The sequence below is a fragment of the Pseudomonas sp. Emmai genome (assembly GCF_055179735.1).
Genome location: NZ_CM143685.1, coordinates 1,647,295 through 1,663,667, shown reverse-complemented (window position 1 = coordinate 1,663,667; position 16,373 = coordinate 1,647,295). Strand labels below are relative to the sequence as shown.

Genomic DNA, 16,373 nt, shown 5'->3' with positions numbered 1-16,373 from the left:
TTCAAACGCTGTTGTTAAGCGGCGTCGTCGTACTGCAAGCGGAACTGGTTGAGCAGTGCGAACACCCGCAGGCCGTTGATGTAATCCGGCGGGAACAGCACGTTGACCCGGCTCGGGTCCTGCACGTCGCGCTCGACAATCAGGTGCTCGGCGAACAGCTCGGCGTTTTCCACGTGGCCTTCCAGTTCGAGCTTGGCGTACTGGGCAATCAGCTCACCGCGAATGGTGCTCGGGGTGACGATTGGCTGGCCGGCGCCGAAGCGGGTGCCGTCGGAGGCCAGTTTGTGGCGCCCGTATTTGCTGGTGATCACGCTTTGCAGACGACGCACGATGAACGCCGACTGGTGCATGGTTTCGCTGTCCAGGTAGGAGTTATCGGCCTGGCCGTAAGCGTTCTTCTGGTAGGTGGTGATCGAGCGCTGGATGCGCACGTAGCCGCCTTCGTAGTAGGCGGTGGCGATGCCGTAGTTGAGCAACGACTGACGCTCAGTCAGGGTGAAGCGCTCGCTGGCCGGCGCCGGGTCGAGACCTGGCAGGCTGCCGCTTTGGGTCGGACGGCTGGCATCGGCGGAGATGAACACCGACGTGCGCGCGGCCAATGCAGCGGCCTGGACCCAGAATGGTTGTGGCACACCCGGTTCCAGCGCCTGGATGGTCATGTGCTGGTCGTTACGCGCCTGGCCCGCAGCCACCAACGTACCGATGGTGCCGCGCTTGGCACTGTAGACATGACCGAACAATTGCTTGGCCCAGGACCAACGACCGGCGCTGTCATCCATGACGGCTTGCCAGGTGTTCAGGGTGTTCAGGTCCGAGAACGGCATGCAGATGAACTCGAACGGTTCATCGCCCAGTGCCGCAACGGCAGCCACTTGATCCGGTACACCGACACCGCCGGTCATGGCGGTCACAGCCGAGGTCAGGCCGGCCGGGGTTTCTTCGCCGTTGCTCTTGCCCAGGCGATTGAATTGCAGGCTGATGTCGTTGCCGCTGTCGCCGGTCCATTTGGCGCTCAGGGTCACGATGCCGTCGGCCGCAACAGCGGACACCGGCAGGTCGGCAGAGGCGTTGATTTTCAGCGCCAGTGCGCTGGCCGCCTGGGCCGCCGTGAAACCGCTGACGATGGCCGCTTGAACGCGAACGCCGCCGACGTACAGGTTGAGCACACCGCTCTGGGTCGCGGCACCGGTCAGGGTCACCACACCTTTGGCAATGCTGCCCGTGGTGTTGTGCAGCGGCAGGCACCAGATCTCGCCGATCGGGTCGGTCTTGCGCCAGGTTTCGTACATCGAGGCCAGCATCGAGCCTTGGCCGCCAATGCTTTTGGCCAGTGCAACGCTGGACACCAGCACCAGTTTGCCGACGTCGGCCGGGGCGATGTTGTCGTTAACCTGAGCGACGATCAACCGGCGCATGGCCGACGACGCGCTATTGGCCGCCGAATTGTCCATCTCGGCGTAGAACAGCGGAACACGAATGTCCGCGGGGATGTTGCTGAATCCGATCGCCATTATTTGGCTCCCTGTGGTTTGGCCGCTTTCACGGCTTTGGTAGTGATATCGCCATCGGCCAGACGTCGACGCCACCAGGCGTTGTCCGGCACTTCACGGCCCTCGAGGGGCAACAGATCGCCCGCTTCCGGGTCCGGCACGACACGGCCTGGGGCCGGCAGCACGGTGATGCGTTTGCTCATGGGGTTACATCTCCAGAGAAAGTCATTTCCAGGCGCCCGTCGGGGCCTGGGCGTTTCAGATTGGGGTCGGCCGGATCGATCGCATCGACCCGCACCGTGACCCCGGTAAAGGACGACAACCCGTCCAGTTCACGCTCGTGCCAACTCTCTGCCGGTTGGTTTGGCAGGTTGCGGCCGAGCTGGAATTCGGCAAAAAAGCGCAGGCGATACAACGCGCGGCTGGCGTTGATGGAAAGCAATTCACCGCCGTCGTATTCGATGGCGTCGTAGTCCGTGCCAGGCTTGAAACCCACCAGCGCCCGCCACAGCTCGGCCCGCAGGTCGTGCAACAGATCCAGCGCTTTTGTAGCGTCCGTGGTGTCGAGCACCAGGGTCACTTCGAAGCGGTCGCGGATCGGTTGCAGCATCAGGTTTTGCGCGAGGCTTTTGCTGGCGACATCGGCGAGGGGGACGATGTAGGCGCAGGGGGTGGTGAGGGGGGTGTTGGCTTGCAGGGAGGCGAGGTCGATGCCGGCCGCGATGCGATTGGCCAGGGTTGGGCATTGATCGCGTAGTTGTGCGACCAGGGGGGTGATTTTCATGGGTATTCACCGGGCAATAAAAAACCGCCAATTGGCGGGGCGGGTTTGAAAAAAGTAGCCCCGCTATCACGCAGGGCAAAGATCAGCAGTAATTAATTAAACGTCCTGAGAGGACGCTCAGACGCACCTGTACTTTTGCAAGTCGCCGGTCGTATTCGCCACAACAAAAGTCACTCAACATGCTTGATCTCCTTTTCAAATATCCCGTGTTATCCCTTTATTCAGCATTCTTGTTGTTGGATGGCACGTCGCAAACACCAATCCGCTTCGCCGCCCAACGCTCATAAAGCCCGATAGCCACGTCCGCCCCGGCCATCGCCGTCAGGCAGCCAAACGCACACGCGGTCCAGATCGACACACCGGCGGCGTACAGCAACATGATCGCGGACACCCCGCAGATCACGCAGGCTCCGGAGCGCAGCGCCAGGCGCCGCAGCAGCGCCCAGCCTTTGGCGCCTTCCTTGTCGGCGCGCCACATTTCGCCGGACACCCCGCCCACCAGGGCGAGGACGATGACAAGCCAGATCGGCATGTCCAGCAACGCTTGTTGCTCGTTTGTCATGTCACGCCTCCTGGGGGTGATTGATAAATCAATGAGGGGTTCAGTAATGAAGCGGTTAAATCAGTAACCCGATGTCTCAACATCTGTCCTCTTGTTGCCAACCCTTAAAGAACGCACTGAATGCGTGTTGCACGTCCCTTTTCCACAGCAATACAACCCGCTCACACTGAGTGAGCGAGTTGTACGATTGGTTGATTCAAGTAGGGCAATGACTCGTCGAGGCAAGGGTTCAAAACGAGTTCAACAAGCCGCTCAGATTTTCCAGGTCCAGATATCAAAGGTTTTGAAGGAAGAACCGTCGATCAGGCGGATTGGACGGTAGGTCGGCTGATACCCGAATCGGGCCCAGACTGGCGTCTCTTTAACGATGGAGAATCCACCGTTGGGTTGCAGACGCAGAACGGTGCCTGGCTGACCCGCTGTGCCGGAATTCCACAAAGGGACATTGTTAGCGGCATAAACAACGAAGTTGCCATCCGCCTGAACGACAGCCTGAACCGCTCCTTTGTTCTGCGTGTAACTGGCCCAACGAATGCTCCAGTTCGGACCGTACACAACAACGTTCCCGTCACCCTGGAAAATCAGGGCGCTGTCACCGGAAAAATAGGGAATACCCCTGGCAATCTCATTCGGCCCACCGATCACCACCGAAGAGTTGGCGCCAGCAATGAGCGGGATAGACGGGGTGCCGTTCCAGATGGCCTGAGAGTCAAGAAGTACGATATTCCCGTCGTCCTGCAATACAAGGTGAGTTCGGTTCCACTGGTCCTCACTGGTAAAGGTGGAGTTGTTGGACAACCAAGTGCGCTTGCGAACCGGATCATCCAGAAACGCGCCATATTGGATGTAGAACTGTGGCGCCACGTTGTAACGCAGTGGAACGGTTGAACTGTAAGGCTGTGCCTCATTAGCCACCCATACAACTACGCCATTATCCTGCAGGACCAGATTGCCATCAGCCTGAAGCAACAGCTTGAATCGGCCGTTCGGCGAGAGGAGAAATTGACCAGCCGTCATTGTCTGGTAAGCGGGGAGAATCGAAGTGCCGCTACCTTGAAACGGAGTACGTGTACGTCCTGCCATTTGATCACCTATAAAGTCGAATGATTTTTTGCGGAGGATTCCGCTTTCATGTCGCTCATAGGCGATCGCTCGAGGCTCGCAGCCTTCTCATGATTCAACGTCCCACAGCGGGAACACTTGATCTGGAGTTCGGTGTACTCACCCACTCGGGCGAGTAGTCGTTTGCAATGTCCACACCTGCAATCTCTCAACATCTTCAATGCCTTTTGATTTTTGCCGGATCCTTCCTCTTGCCCGGGCGACGCCGAGACTTGAAATGCCTGACGGTCGGTAGGCATTCCAAAAAGCCCGGCGATTAACCGGGCTTTTCAGTAATGCGGTCCTTCGCCTTCCCTTTAATCCTGTGTGCAAAAAAGGAAGCTGACTTTTCGGCGCTACTGGCGCGGTACGAGTCCATTCAAATTGTTTTTCCGACCGCGGTCCCTGCCCGCCGGATAACTGCTTCTGGTGCTTTACGCTGCACACCCGGGTCAGTTGCCAACCCTCTGAACCGTTGAGGCCGGTTCATCGCTGCCTTTGTGGTGGAACTAAAGAGCTTCGTTTCGAGCTGCTTTGTTGAGCGGCTTGAGACAAGAATATGCATGGATGCATATACAGTCAATGCATAAACGCATTTATTTATGCACGACAAATGCACAGGCGCATGGAAGCCCCGCCAGCCAAGGCGTTGGCCGTTTTCGACAGGCGAAAAAAAACCCGCCGGGTGGCGGGTTTTATCTGACAGCGGTTTGGTTAGCGGGCGTACATGCCCCACCAGAAAACGTGACCGAGGATGACGATCTGCTCTTCCTGGATTTCCTGGAAGGTGTAGTCCTCGTCCGGATGCTCGTCGCGATTGAAGCTGCGCAGGCGGATACCGGTCGGCAGGCGATAAAGCTGTTTCACCCGCAACTGGCCGTTATGGTTGATGGCGTACAGGTCGCCATCGACGATGTCGCCAATCCCGCATTTACCGGCATTCACGCCGACGGTGGCGCCATCGCGCAGGACAGGCAACATGCTGTTGCCCCGTACCGTCACGCACTTGGCCTGGTCGAACTGCACGCCGTTGTGACGCAGACTGCGCTTGCCGAAGCGCAAGCTGGAGCGCTCGCTTTCTTCGATGACGAATCTTCCTGATCCAGCAGCCAATTCAACCTCGCGAAGAAAGGGGACCGACACCTCGTCGTCATCGACAGGGGTATCGTCGTCCCACAAGCTTATGTCCTTGAGTTCGGAATGTATGGACTCGCGCCCCGCACCGGCGGCCGGCGCGACATCCGCGCGCCCGCGCAATTGATCGGTGCTCACGGCGAAGTACTCGGCGATTTTCGAGATGTGCTTATCCGAAGGATCGACGATCTTCCCGCTGAGAATGCGCGAGAGTGTGGATTGAGGCACGCCGGTGCGACGGTGAAGCTCCGTAGGGGAGATCCCGTGCTGATCGAGCAGCGCTCTTAAGACTGAAGAAACATTGCGTTTTTGCATAACGCGAATAGTGCTTGAACTTTTTCCGGAAAACAAATGCAGAATTGCATAAAGAGCGCATAAAACGTCAATAAAAGCGCAATGGGTCTTGGGCCTTTCATGCCTGCGTCCGGCAGACCGCTCATGTTAACCTTGCGCCCATCGCGGAAAAGCCGGGCCGATGCCCCTCCTTTGCCCTACACCTTTCAACGAGTTTTCCTGATTTCCGATGAATAAAGCTATCTCCGATCTGTCCTCACACACGCCGATGATGCAGCAATACTGGCGCCTGAAGAATCAGCACCCCGACCAGCTGATGTTCTACCGCATGGGTGACTTCTACGAGATCTTCTATGAAGACGCGAAGAAGGCCGCCAAGTTGCTGGACATCACCCTGACGGCCCGTGGGCAGTCGGCGGGCCAGGCGATTCCGATGTGTGGGATTCCTTACCACGCCGCCGAAGGTTACCTGGCGAAACTGGTCAAGCTCGGCGAGTCGGTGGTGATCTGTGAGCAGGTCGGCGATCCGGCCACCAGCAAGGGGCCGGTGGATCGTCAGGTGGTGCGGATCATCACCCCGGGTACGGTCAGTGATGAGGCGTTACTGGATGAGCGTCGGGATAACCTGATCGCGGCGGTGCTGGGTGACGAGCGTCTGTTCGGTCTGGCCGTGCTGGACATCACCAGCGGCAACTTCACCGTGCTGGAAATCAAGGGCTGGGAAAACCTGCTGGCGGAGCTGGAGCGGGTCAACCCGGTAGAGCTGATGATCCCGGATGACTGGCCGAAGGATCTGCCGGCGGAAAAACGCCGTGGGGTTCGTCGTCGGGCGCCGTGGGATTTTGAGCGCGACACGGCGCTGAAAAGTCTCTGCCAACAATTCTCGACCCAAGACCTTAAAGGCTTTGGCTGCGAGAACCTGACCCTGGCCATCGGCGCCGCCGGTTGCTTGCTCAGCTACGCCAAGGAAACCCAGCGCACCGCCCTGCCGCACTTGCGCAGTTTGCGTCATGAACGCCTGGACGACACCGTGGTGCTGGACGGCGCGAGCCGTCGCAACCTGGAACTGGACACCAACCTGGCCGGTGGGCGCGAGAACACCTTGCAATCGGTGGTTGATCGCTGCCAGACCGCCATGGGCAGCCGCTTGCTGACCCGTTGGTTGAACCGTCCGTTGCGGGACTTGACCGTGCTGCTGGCGCGTCAGACGTCGATCACTTGCCTGCTCGACGGCTACCGTTTCGAAAAGCTGCAACCACAGCTCAAGGAAATCGGCGACATCGAGCGGATTCTGGCGCGGATCGGTTTGCGTAACGCCCGTCCTCGCGACCTGGCGCGTCTGCGCGATGCGCTCGGCGCACTGCCCGAGTTGCAAGTGGCCATGACCGAGCTCGAAGCCCCGCACATCATCCAACTGGCCGCGACCACCCGCACCTACCCGGAACTGGCGGCGTTGCTGGAAAAAGCCATTATTGACAACCCGCCGGCGGTCATCCGTGACGGTGGCGTGTTGAAAACCGGTTACGACGCCGAGCTCGACGACCTGCAATCGCTCAGCGAAAACGCCGGGCAGTTCCTGATCGACCTCGAAGCACGCGAAAAGGCTCGCACTGGCCTGTCGCATCTGAAAGTCGGCTACAACCGCATTCACGGTTACTTCATCGAGTTGCCGAGCAAACAGGCCGAGTCGGCGCCGGCGGACTACATCCGTCGCCAGACGCTCAAGGGCGCCGAGCGTTTTATCACGCCGGAACTGAAGGCGTTTGAAGACAAGGCGCTGTCAGCCAAGAGCCGTGCCCTGGCCCGCGAGAAGATGCTCTACGAAGCGCTGCTCGAAGACCTGATTTCACAATTGCCGCCGTTGCAGGACACCGCGGCCGCCCTGGCTGAGCTGGACGTGCTGAGCAACCTCGCCGAACGCGCACTGAACCTCGACCTGAACTGCCCGCGCTTCGTCGACGAGCCGTGCATGCGCATCAGCCAGGGTCGTCACCCGGTGGTCGAGCAAGTGCTGAGCACGCCGTTCGTGGCCAACGACCTGAGCCTCGACGACAACACCCGCATGCTGGTAATCACCGGTCCGAACATGGGCGGTAAATCCACCTACATGCGTCAGACCGCATTGATCGTGTTGCTGGCGCACATCGGCAGTTTCGTGCCGGCGGCCAGTTGCGAATTGTCGCTGGTGGATCGCATCTTCACCCGGATCGGTTCCAGCGACGATTTGGCGGGCGGTCGCTCGACGTTCATGGTCGAGATGAGCGAGACCGCGAACATCCTGCACAACGCCACCGAACGCAGCCTGGTGCTGATGGACGAAGTCGGACGCGGTACGAGCACCTTCGACGGTCTGTCCCTGGCCTGGGCCGCCGCCGAGCGTCTGGCGCACCTGCGCGCCTACACGTTGTTCGCGACCCACTACTTCGAACTGACCGTGTTGCCGGAAGCCCAGCCACTGGTGGCCAACGTGCATCTGAACGCCACCGAGCACAACGAACGCATCGTGTTCCTGCACCACGTGCTGCCGGGACCCGCCAGCCAAAGCTACGGCCTGGCCGTTGCGCAGTTGGCCGGTGTGCCGAGCGAAGTGATCGTGCGTGCTCGCGAGCACCTGGGTCGCCTGGAAGCCACCGCCCTGCCCCACGAAGTTCCGAAGCCCGTCAAAGGCAAACCGGCCGCGCCGCAGCAGAGCGACATGTTCGCCAGCCTGCCGCATCCGGTGCTGGACGAACTGGCCAAACTGGACCTGGACGATATGAGTCCGCGTCGCGCACTCGAAATGCTCTATACACTAAAGACACGGATCTAACGCACTTGCCTGCAAGCTGTTAGAATCTCGCGCGGTTTGGGATGCTGCTGGCTCATAGCCTGGCCAGCAGACTATCGCTCCCGAACCTGGCGACCCCAACGTGAAGGGGCTCCGCTGCCGCCGCCTGAGGAGAAAATTAGAAATGACCTTCGTCGTCACCGACAACTGCATCAAGTGCAAGTACACCGACTGCGTAGAAGTCTGTCCGGTGGACTGCTTTTACGAAGGCCCGAACTTCCTGGTGATTCACCCGGATGAGTGCATCGACTGCGCACTGTGCGAACCAGAATGCCCGGCCGTGGCCATCTTCTCCGAAGATGAAGTCCCGGAAGAGATGCAGGAATTCATTCAGCTGAACGTTGAGCTCGCCGAAATCTGGCCGAACATCACCGAGAAGAAAGAATCGATGCCCGATGCCGAAGAGTGGGATGGCGTCAAAGGCAAGATCAAAGACCTCGAACGCTGATTGACCCCGCGTTCTTGAAAAGGCCCCTCGTGGGCCTTTTTGTTTTTCTGCAGGCAAAAAAAGGGGCGGTTTGACCCGCCCACATATTTCCCTATTCCCTGTACTCCTTTTCATCGTCCTGATGAATCGCGTCCTGCGATGTCCTTTCCCCTCATCCTTGAAGGGCGTGTCTATCCGTCGACACACCCCAGATACTAGAGAATTCCCCGGTATGAGCAACCGCCCTTCACGGCTGAAACGGCTTGTCACATGCTAGAAACAAAACAAAATAACCTTATAAAACAGTAATTTAAATCCATGCCGCAGACAAAATAGACAACTGCCAACCTGTAAAAATAACGAACACTTACGAAAGAGTAAGCAAAGTCTTACAGCGCGAGTCTACGAACCCGAGATTTCTACCAGACAGCAAAAAGCCCCGAACCAGTCGGGGCTTTTTGGTGCCGTTGAGTGAATGCCTTATTGAAACAGCGACTCACTCGACAGGCCGTTCTTCTCGAGAATCTCTCGAAGTCGCTTAAGGCCTTCCACCTGGATCTGCCTGACCCGCTCCCGGGTCAAACCGATTTCCAAGCCTACATCTTCGAGCGTACTGCTCTCGTGACCGCGCAGCCCGAAGCGGCGTATGACCACCTCGCGTTGCTTGTCGGTCAGCTCCGAGAGCCACTGATCGATGCTCTGGGACAGGTCATCGTCCTGCAGCAGTTCGCATGGATCGGTTGGACGATCGTCGGTTAGGGTGTCCAGCAGGGTTTTATCCGAATCCGGACCCAGCGAGACGTCGACCGAAGAAACCCGCTCGTTCAGGCCCAGCATGCGCTTGACCTCGCCTACCGGTTTTTCCAGCAGGTTGGCGATTTCTTCGGGTGAGGGTTCGTGATCGAGCTTTTGCGTCAGTTCCCGTGCAGCCCGCAGGTACACGTTGAGCTCTTTGACCACATGGATCGGCAACCGGATGGTCCGGGTCTGATTCATGATCGCGCGCTCGATGGTCTGACGAATCCACCAGGTTGCGTAGGTCGAAAAGCGAAAGCCGCGCTCGGGGTCGAACTTTTCCACGGCCCGGATCAGCCCGAGGTTGCCCTCTTCGATCAGGTCCAGCAGCGACAAGCCACGATTGACGTAACGTCGGGCGATTTTCACCACCAGCCGCAGGTTACTTTCGATCATGCGCTTGCGCCCGGCCGGATCGCCACTTTGCGACAAGCGCGCAAAATGAACTTCTTCTTCCGGAGAGAGCAGTGGTGAAAAGCCGATTTCATTGAGGTACAGCTGCGTGGCATCGAGTGCCCGCGTGTAGTCGATGTACTTGTGTTGCTTTAGCGAAGCGGAGTGTTTGGATTTGGCACGAACGGAAGGTGGAGCAGCCCCTTCATCATTCGACATCGAATCCGTAGCGATGCCGGTCTCCATAAGGAGAACCTCATCGTCGATGTCAAACTCCGGCACTTCTTTACTGAGAGCCATTGTTATAGTCCTTTGGTGAGTTCGACCCCAAGCTCAAGCGGCGCCTTTATCCTTGGCAACGCTGGAGCCTGTCCCCTCTACGTGACGGAACAGGCTGACAACAAATCAACGACGTGGCAGGAATTGCAGCGGATCTACAGGTTTACCTTGTCGGCGAATCTCAAAATGCAGTTTCACCCGGTCTGTTCCCGTTGACCCCATTTCGGCAATTGTCTGTCCGACTTTGACCTGCTGCCCCTCCCGAACCAACAGCCTGCGGTTATGTCCGTAGGCACTGACGTAGGTGTCACTGTGTTTGATGATGACTAATTCGCCGTAGCCCCTTAAGCCACTCCCGGCGTATACCACCGTCCCATCAGACGCAGCTAAAACAGGCTGTCCCAAATCCCCGGCGATATCAATTCCTTTATTCAAACTACCGTTTGAAGAGAATTTTCCAATTAATATGCCACTAGAAGGCCACCCCCAGCCGGTCGGGGCCGGGCCTGCAGGAGGCAGTGGTGCGGGTGCCGGCTTGTTCGCGACGGACGGTGCAACCACCGCTGTACTGGTCGTTACGCCATTCGGCTGGCGCCGGATTACCGTGGTTTTCAGCGACGATGAAGGCGTTGAATTTGCCGAACTGACGACCGCCGTCGGCGTTGAACCGGTACGACCATCGAAGCGAATCGTCTGACCCGGATGGATCGTGTAGGGCGTAGGAATATTGTTCCGGGCGGCGAGGGCTTTGTAGTCCCAACCGTAGCGAAAAGCGATGGAGAACAGGGTGTCTTTAGGTCGAACGACATACTGACCCGTGGTCACTGCCGGACGCTGGGCGACCCTGTTGTTGCGATCCACTACGCCGACGGTGCTCGACTTGGTGCTGGAGCAACCGACCAGCAACGTGCTCAGGACAAGGCCAGTCACCAGGCGCTGAAAGCTTGTTGTACCCATACGCTGCGCAATGACTGTGAGACTCACCCGCCGCTCCCTTTGTGGTGGCTGAAAATGTGGATTGCCGTGTTCCGGCACGAAATGTCGCAAGTATAACGGGCTGTACAGGCTTTACCTTTAATGAAGCGAATTCGCTTCGCGCACACGTTTGCTGTCTGACGATGAAATCCGTTTAACAGATCGATGCCGCTGTAAGACACGGCCGATCGAAGAGAATTCAGCGCATGAAAACAAATGCTCAGGCCAGCGGCCCATTGAGCAACGGCACGAAGCGCACTGCCCCCAGGACGCGCCTGGAAAAGCCCTGTTCTTCACGGATGATCAGCATCAATTGCTGGACCTCACCGGAGCCAACCGGGATCACCAGGCGTCCGCCCGGTGCCAACTGATCGAGCAGCGCCTGGGGCACATCGGTGGCAACGGCCGTCACAATAATGCCGTTATACGGTGCCAGTGCCGGCCAGCCTTCCCAGCCATCGCCCCAACGAAACACCACGTTGCGCAGGTTCAGCTCGACCAGGCGTTCCTTGGCCCGATCTTGCAACACCTTGATGCGCTCCACGGAAAACACCCGCTCCACCAGTTGCGACAGCACGGCGGTCTGGTAACCCGAACCGGTGCCGATTTCCATCACCTTGTCCAGTGGACCCGCTTCCAGCAGCAGCTCGCTCATGCGCGCCACCATATAAGGCTGGGAGATGGTCTGGTTGTTGCCGATCGGCAGCGCGGTGTCTTCATAGGCGCGGTGCGCCAGCGCCTCGTCGACGAACAGGTGACGCGGTGTACGGCGGATGACTTCCAGCACCTTGGCGTTGGAGATCCCCTCTTCATACAGCCGCTGAATCAGGCGCTCGCGGGTCCGTTGGGAGGTCATCCCGATGCCACGACGCAGCATATCGTCTTGTTCACGAGACATTAACGCAGCCCCTCCAGCCAGCCATCGAGACTTCTGAAGGCATCATTGAAGGTGCGATCCAGTTGTAGTGGAGTGATTGAGACATAGCCCTGCATCACCGCATGAAAATCGGTACCCGGACCGCCGTCTTCCGCATCCCCTGAGGCGGCAATCCAGTAGCCGGACTTGCCCCGTGGATCGACGACTTTTATTGGCGCCGCCGCGCGGGCGCGATGCCCGAGGCGGGTCAACTGAATACCGCGGATGTGGTCCAGCGGCAGGTTCGGAATATTCACGTTCAGCACCGTGCGCGGTGGCAGCTGGAGGTCAGCATGGGCTTCGACCAGTTTGCGCGCAAAGTAGGCGGCTGTGGGAAGGTTCTCTATTTGCCGTGAGACCAACGAAAAGGCAAACGAAGGTCGCTCCAGGAAGCGCCCTTCAAGGGCCGCCGCTACGGTACCGGAATACAGCACGTCGTCCCCCAGGTTAGCGCCCAGGTTGATCCCGGAAACCACCATGTCCGGTTCGCGCTCCAGCAAGCCGTTGAGGCCCAGGTGCACGCAATCGGTGGGTGTGCCGTTGAGGCTGATAAAGCCGTTGGCCAGGGTTTGCGGGTGCAACGGACGGTCGAGCGTCAGCGAACTGCTGGCGCCGCTTTTGTCCTGGTCCGGGGCGATAACCACGCACTCGGTAAAATCCGCCAGCGCAGCATAAAGCGCGGCGAGACCGGGTGCGGTTACCCCATCGTCGTTAGAAATCAGAATACGCATGGGCTGTCCGTCTGCCCCACCGGCACCAGATCGACAAGTTCACGCACCAATACGGTGGCGAAGCATCCGGCCGGGAGGACGAATTCCAGTTGCAGAATGTCAGGCTCGGGATAATGCCACGTCAACCCACCAATGGGCAGCCGCAGGATGCGACGTTCGTGGCTCATACCGGCGTTAATCAACCAATCGCGCAAGTCTGCTTCGCGGCTGGCGATTGCCTGCTCCAGTTCATGGACAGCGCCCGTGGTCGGCGAGTCACCTTCGCCCCACTGCGGGCCGGTCGGATGCAGGTCAAGAATCGCCAGGCGCGGATCGCTGCACTCAGCCTCACCGGCCGGAAAGAAGCTGCGGCTGTCGGTGAAAGCCAACAGATCGCCAACCTGCGCGCGCTGCCAACTGCCATTGGCGACACGCGCCGCCAGCACTTGGTTGAACAGAAAACTGCGGGCGGTAGAGAGCAGGCGCGAACGCACGTTTCGCTGTTCTGGCAACGCCTTGCGCGCCGCCCAGGCCCGGGCATCGACCACGTTGCCGCCATCAAACCCGAAACGCTGGGCGCCGAAATAATTCGGAATACCTTTTTGGGCGATCAGTTGCAGACGCTCTTCGATTGCCGCCTTGTCACCGGCAAATTGGGTCAGACGCAAGGTGAAGCCGTTGGCCGAATGGGCACCGCGTTGCAGCTTGCGTTTGTGTCGGCCGGTCTTGAGGATTTTCAGTGTGTCGTTTTCCGCCGCCGACAGATCAGGATCGGCCTTGCCCGGCAGTTGCACGCTGAACCACTGGCGGGTCAGCGCCTGACGGTCCTTGAGGCCCGCGTAACTGACGGTGCGCAACGGCACGCCGGCCGCTTTTGCAATCCGGCGTGCGGCTTCTTCGGTATTCAGACCGCGTTTTTCCACCCAGATCCACAGGTGTTCGCCGTCGCCACTCAAGGGAATGTTGAGGACTTCGTCGACCTGAAAATCTTCCGCCGTGGCTTTCAGTATCGCGGTGCCGAGCGCGTCGCCATAGGCGCGCGGGCCGAGCAGTTGCAGTTCGTTCATGCGCGCAGCAACAAGGCAACGGAATGCACGGCAATGCCTTCTTCGCGACCGACAAAGCCAAGCTTCTCGGTGGTGGTAGCTTTCACGTTCACTTGATCCAACTCAACTTGAAGATCCGCGGCAATCAGCGCGCGCATCGATTCGATATGCGGGGCCATTTTCGGCGCCTGGGCGACGATGGTGTTATCGACGTTGCCGATTTTCCAGCCCTTGGCATGGATCAGTGCGACGACGTGACGCAACAGCACACGGCTGTCGGCGCCCTTGAATGTCGGGTCGGTGTCCGGGAAGTGCTTGCCGATATCACCCAGCGCCGCGGCGCCGAGCAAGGCATCGCTCAAGGCGTGCAGCAGGACGTCACCGTCGGAGTGAGCGAGCAGCCCGAAGCCGTGTGCAATGCGCACGCCGCCCAGAGTAATGAAATCGCCTTCAGCGAAACGGTGCACATCATAGCCGTGGCCAATACGCATAAAAAAACGCCCCGATTTTTGTCAGGGCGTGATTCTACCTGCATTAGGCGCCTAGGGCGCGTGCGTGATGCTGCAAGTGGTCGTCAATGAAGCTGGCGATGAAGAAATAGCTGTGGTCGTAGCCCGGTTGCAGGCGCAACGTCAGCGGATGACCGGCCAGTTTGGCCGCTTGTTGCAGGGCTTCAGGCTTGAGCTGGGTGGCGAGGAAATCGTCGCGATCGCCTTGATCGACCAGCAGCGGCAGTTGCTCATCGGTCTCGGCGATCAGGGCGCAGGCATCCCATTCGCGCCACTTCGAGCGGTCCTCCCCGAGATAACGGGAGAACGCCTTCTGTCCCCACGGGCAATCCATCGGGTTGTTGATCGGTGAAAATGCCGACACCGACTGATAACGCCCCGGATTGCGCAGCGCGCAGACCAAGGCCCCATGACCGCCCATGGAGTGGCCGCTGATGCCGCGCTTGTCCGACGCCGGGAAATGCGCCTCGACCAATGCCGGCAATTCCTGCACGACATAGTCATGCATCCGATAGTGCCGGGACCACGGTTCCTGCGTGGCATTCAGATAGAAGCCGGCGCCGAGCCCGAAGTCCCAGGCGCCATCCGGATCACCCGGCACATCGGCACCACGCGGACTGGTGTCCGGCGCAACGATGATCAGCCCAAGCTCGGCGGCCATGCGCAGGGCGCCGGCCTTGTGCATAAAGTTCTCGTCGGTGCAGGTCAGGCCGGACAACCAATACAGCACCGGCAGCTTGCCACCCTGCTCCGCTTGCGGCGGCAGGTACACGGCGAACACCATGTCGCAGCCGAGCACATCGGAGCGGTGACGGTAGCGTTTGTGCCAGCCGCCGAAGCTTTTCTGGCACGAGATGTTTTCCAAAGTCATGGGAATGCTCCCAGCTTCAAGCCCCAAGCTTCAAGCTGCTAGAGGAGGCAAAGGCCCACGCTCTTGCAGCTTGAAGCTTCCAACTTGGCGCTGCTCTTAAAAATGAATGACGGAACGGATGCTCTTGCCTTCATGCATCAAGTCAAACGCCTTGTTGATATCTTCCAGGCCCATGGTGTGGGTGATGAAGGTATCCAGCGGGATCTCGCCGGTTTCGGCCATTTCGACGTAGCTTGGCAACTCGGTACGACCGCGCACGCCGCCGAACGCCGAACCGCGCCAGACGCGACCGGTGACCAGTTGGAACGGACGGGTGGAAATCTCCTGGCCGGCACCGGCCACGCCGATAATCACCGACTCGCCCCAACCCTTGTGGCAGCACTCAAGGGCCGCACGCATCAATTGCACGTTGCCGATGCACTCGAAGGAAAAGTCGACACCGCCATCGGTCATGTCGACGATTACTTCCTGGATCGGACGGTCGAAGTCTTTCGGGTTCACGCAATCGGTTGCACCCAACTGCTTGGCGATCTCGAATTTGGCAGGATTGATGTCGATGGCGATGATGCGTGCAGCCTTGGCTTTGACCGCACCGATCACCGCCGACAGACCGATGCCGCCGAGGCCGAAAATGGCCACGGTATCGCCCGGTTTTACCTTGGCAGTATTGAGCACCGCGCCGATGCCCGTGGTGACACCGCAGCCCAGCAGGCAGACTTTTTCCAGGGGCGCTTCTTTGGCGATCTTGGCCACGGAGATTTCCGGCAACACGGTGTACTCGGAAAACGTCGAGGTGCCCATGTAGTGGAAAATCGGCTGGCCCTTGTAGGAAAAGCGCGAAGTGCCATCTGGCATCAGGCCTTTGCCCTGGGTGGCGCGAATCGCCTGGCAGAGGTTGGTTTTGCCCGATAGGCAGAATTTGCACTGGCGGCATTCCGGGGTGTACAGCGGAATCACGTGATCGCCGACGGCGACCGAGGTCACGCCTTCGCCAATGGCTTCAACCACGGCACCGCCTTCGTGGCCGAGGATCGACGGGAAGATGCCTTCCGGGTCAGCACCGGACAAGGTATAGGCATCGGTGTGGCAAACACCGGAAGCGACGACGCGCAGCAGGACTTCACCGGCCTTCGGCATGGCGACATCGACTTCAACGATCTCGAGGGGTTTCTTGGCCTCGAAGGCAACGGCGGCGCGCGACTTGATCATGCTGACTCTCCAGTGAATAAAAACGAGACAAGGAGTGTAATACACCGCCGT

General features: G+C 59.2%; 17 protein-coding genes. 2 read left to right on the top strand and 15 right to left on the bottom strand.

What is annotated here, in order from left to right:
- Nucleotides 1-14 precede the first annotated feature (14 nt).
- From ACY4LX_RS07330 to ACY4LX_RS07300, 7 genes are all read right to left on the bottom strand, one after another.
- Nucleotides 15-1,511, bottom strand: coding sequence for a phage tail sheath subtilisin-like domain-containing protein (locus ACY4LX_RS07330; protein WP_463259538.1), 1,497 nt, complete (start codon nt 1,509-1,511; stop codon nt 15-17).
- Complete coding sequence (locus ACY4LX_RS07325; RefSeq protein WP_007907211.1) at nt 1,511-1,693, bottom strand: DUF2635 domain-containing protein; 183 nt, start codon at nt 1,691-1,693, stop codon at nt 1,511-1,513. Before ACY4LX_RS07325 ends, ACY4LX_RS07330 begins: the two co-directional genes overlap by 1 nt.
- Nucleotides 1,690-2,274, bottom strand: coding sequence for a phage tail terminator protein (locus ACY4LX_RS07320; RefSeq protein WP_463259537.1), 585 nt, complete (start codon nt 2,272-2,274; stop codon nt 1,690-1,692). The genes ACY4LX_RS07325 and ACY4LX_RS07320 overlap by 4 nt, the downstream gene beginning before the upstream one ends.
- Before the next feature lie 217 nt (nt 2,275-2,491).
- The gene (locus ACY4LX_RS07315) at nt 2,492-2,836 is read right to left on the bottom strand and encodes a phage holin family protein (protein WP_429513815.1); all 345 of its coding nucleotides are present in this window, start codon (nt 2,834-2,836) and stop codon (nt 2,492-2,494) included.
- A gap of 252 nt (nt 2,837-3,088) precedes the next feature.
- Nucleotides 3,089-3,919 (bottom strand): putidacin L1 family lectin-like bacteriocin, encoded by an 831-nt coding sequence (locus ACY4LX_RS07310; RefSeq protein ID WP_149657360.1) that lies wholly within the window; start codon nt 3,917-3,919, stop codon nt 3,089-3,091.
- An 8-nt stretch (nt 3,920-3,927) separates the two neighbouring features.
- Complete coding sequence (locus ACY4LX_RS07305; RefSeq protein ID WP_463260571.1) at nt 3,928-4,113, bottom strand: Com family DNA-binding transcriptional regulator; 186 nt, start codon at nt 4,111-4,113, stop codon at nt 3,928-3,930.
- A 538-nt stretch (nt 4,114-4,651) separates the two neighbouring features.
- Entirely contained in the window at nt 4,652-5,386 is a 735-nt protein-coding gene (locus ACY4LX_RS07300; protein WP_149657362.1) for a LexA family transcriptional regulator, read from the bottom strand.
- A 220-nt stretch (nt 5,387-5,606) separates the two neighbouring features.
- On the opposite strand from ACY4LX_RS07300, the gene mutS reads away from it, so the two are divergent.
- On the top strand, nt 5,607-8,174 hold the full coding sequence (gene mutS / locus ACY4LX_RS07295; RefSeq protein WP_463260570.1) for a DNA mismatch repair protein MutS: 2,568 nt from the start codon (nt 5,607-5,609) through the stop codon (nt 8,172-8,174).
- 142 nt (nt 8,175-8,316) lie between these two features.
- Entirely contained in the window at nt 8,317-8,640 is a 324-nt protein-coding gene (fdxA, locus tag ACY4LX_RS07290) for a ferredoxin FdxA (RefSeq protein ID WP_054047139.1), read from the top strand.
- A 459-nt stretch (nt 8,641-9,099) separates the two neighbouring features.
- Here the strand turns inward: fdxA and rpoS are convergent, their stop codons facing one another.
- The 8 genes from rpoS to ACY4LX_RS07250 form a co-directional block, all read right to left on the bottom strand.
- Nucleotides 9,100-10,107 (bottom strand): RNA polymerase sigma factor RpoS, encoded by a 1,008-nt coding sequence (gene rpoS, locus ACY4LX_RS07285; protein ID WP_054047143.1) that lies wholly within the window; start codon nt 10,105-10,107, stop codon nt 9,100-9,102.
- A 105-nt stretch (nt 10,108-10,212) separates the two neighbouring features.
- On the bottom strand, nt 10,213-11,070 hold the full coding sequence (locus tag ACY4LX_RS07280; protein ID WP_463259536.1) for a peptidoglycan DD-metalloendopeptidase family protein: 858 nt from the start codon (nt 11,068-11,070) through the stop codon (nt 10,213-10,215).
- 211 nt (nt 11,071-11,281) lie between these two features.
- Nucleotides 11,282-11,917, bottom strand: coding sequence for a protein-L-isoaspartate(D-aspartate) O-methyltransferase (locus ACY4LX_RS07275; RefSeq protein WP_173860469.1), 636 nt, complete (start codon nt 11,915-11,917; stop codon nt 11,282-11,284).
- 41 nt (nt 11,918-11,958) lie between these two features.
- Nucleotides 11,959-12,708, bottom strand: coding sequence for a 5'/3'-nucleotidase SurE (surE, locus tag ACY4LX_RS07270; protein WP_463259535.1), 750 nt, complete (start codon nt 12,706-12,708; stop codon nt 11,959-11,961).
- Nucleotides 12,696-13,754 (bottom strand): tRNA pseudouridine(13) synthase TruD, encoded by a 1,059-nt coding sequence (gene truD, locus ACY4LX_RS07265; protein ID WP_463259534.1) that lies wholly within the window; start codon nt 13,752-13,754, stop codon nt 12,696-12,698. Before truD ends, surE begins: the two co-directional genes overlap by 13 nt.
- Complete coding sequence (gene ispF / locus ACY4LX_RS07260) at nt 13,751-14,224, bottom strand: 2-C-methyl-D-erythritol 2,4-cyclodiphosphate synthase (RefSeq protein ID WP_054047151.1); 474 nt, start codon at nt 14,222-14,224, stop codon at nt 13,751-13,753. The genes truD and ispF overlap by 4 nt, the downstream gene beginning before the upstream one ends.
- Nucleotides 14,225-14,267: 43 nt before the next feature.
- Nucleotides 14,268-15,113 (bottom strand): S-formylglutathione hydrolase, encoded by an 846-nt coding sequence (gene fghA / locus ACY4LX_RS07255; RefSeq protein ID WP_463259533.1) that lies wholly within the window; start codon nt 15,111-15,113, stop codon nt 14,268-14,270.
- 96 nt (nt 15,114-15,209) lie between these two features.
- A complete protein-coding gene (locus ACY4LX_RS07250) occupies nt 15,210-16,322 on the bottom strand; it encodes an S-(hydroxymethyl)glutathione dehydrogenase/class III alcohol dehydrogenase (RefSeq protein WP_027924991.1) in 1,113 nt (370 codons plus the stop codon).
- Between the last annotated feature and the right edge of the window lie 51 nt (nt 16,323-16,373).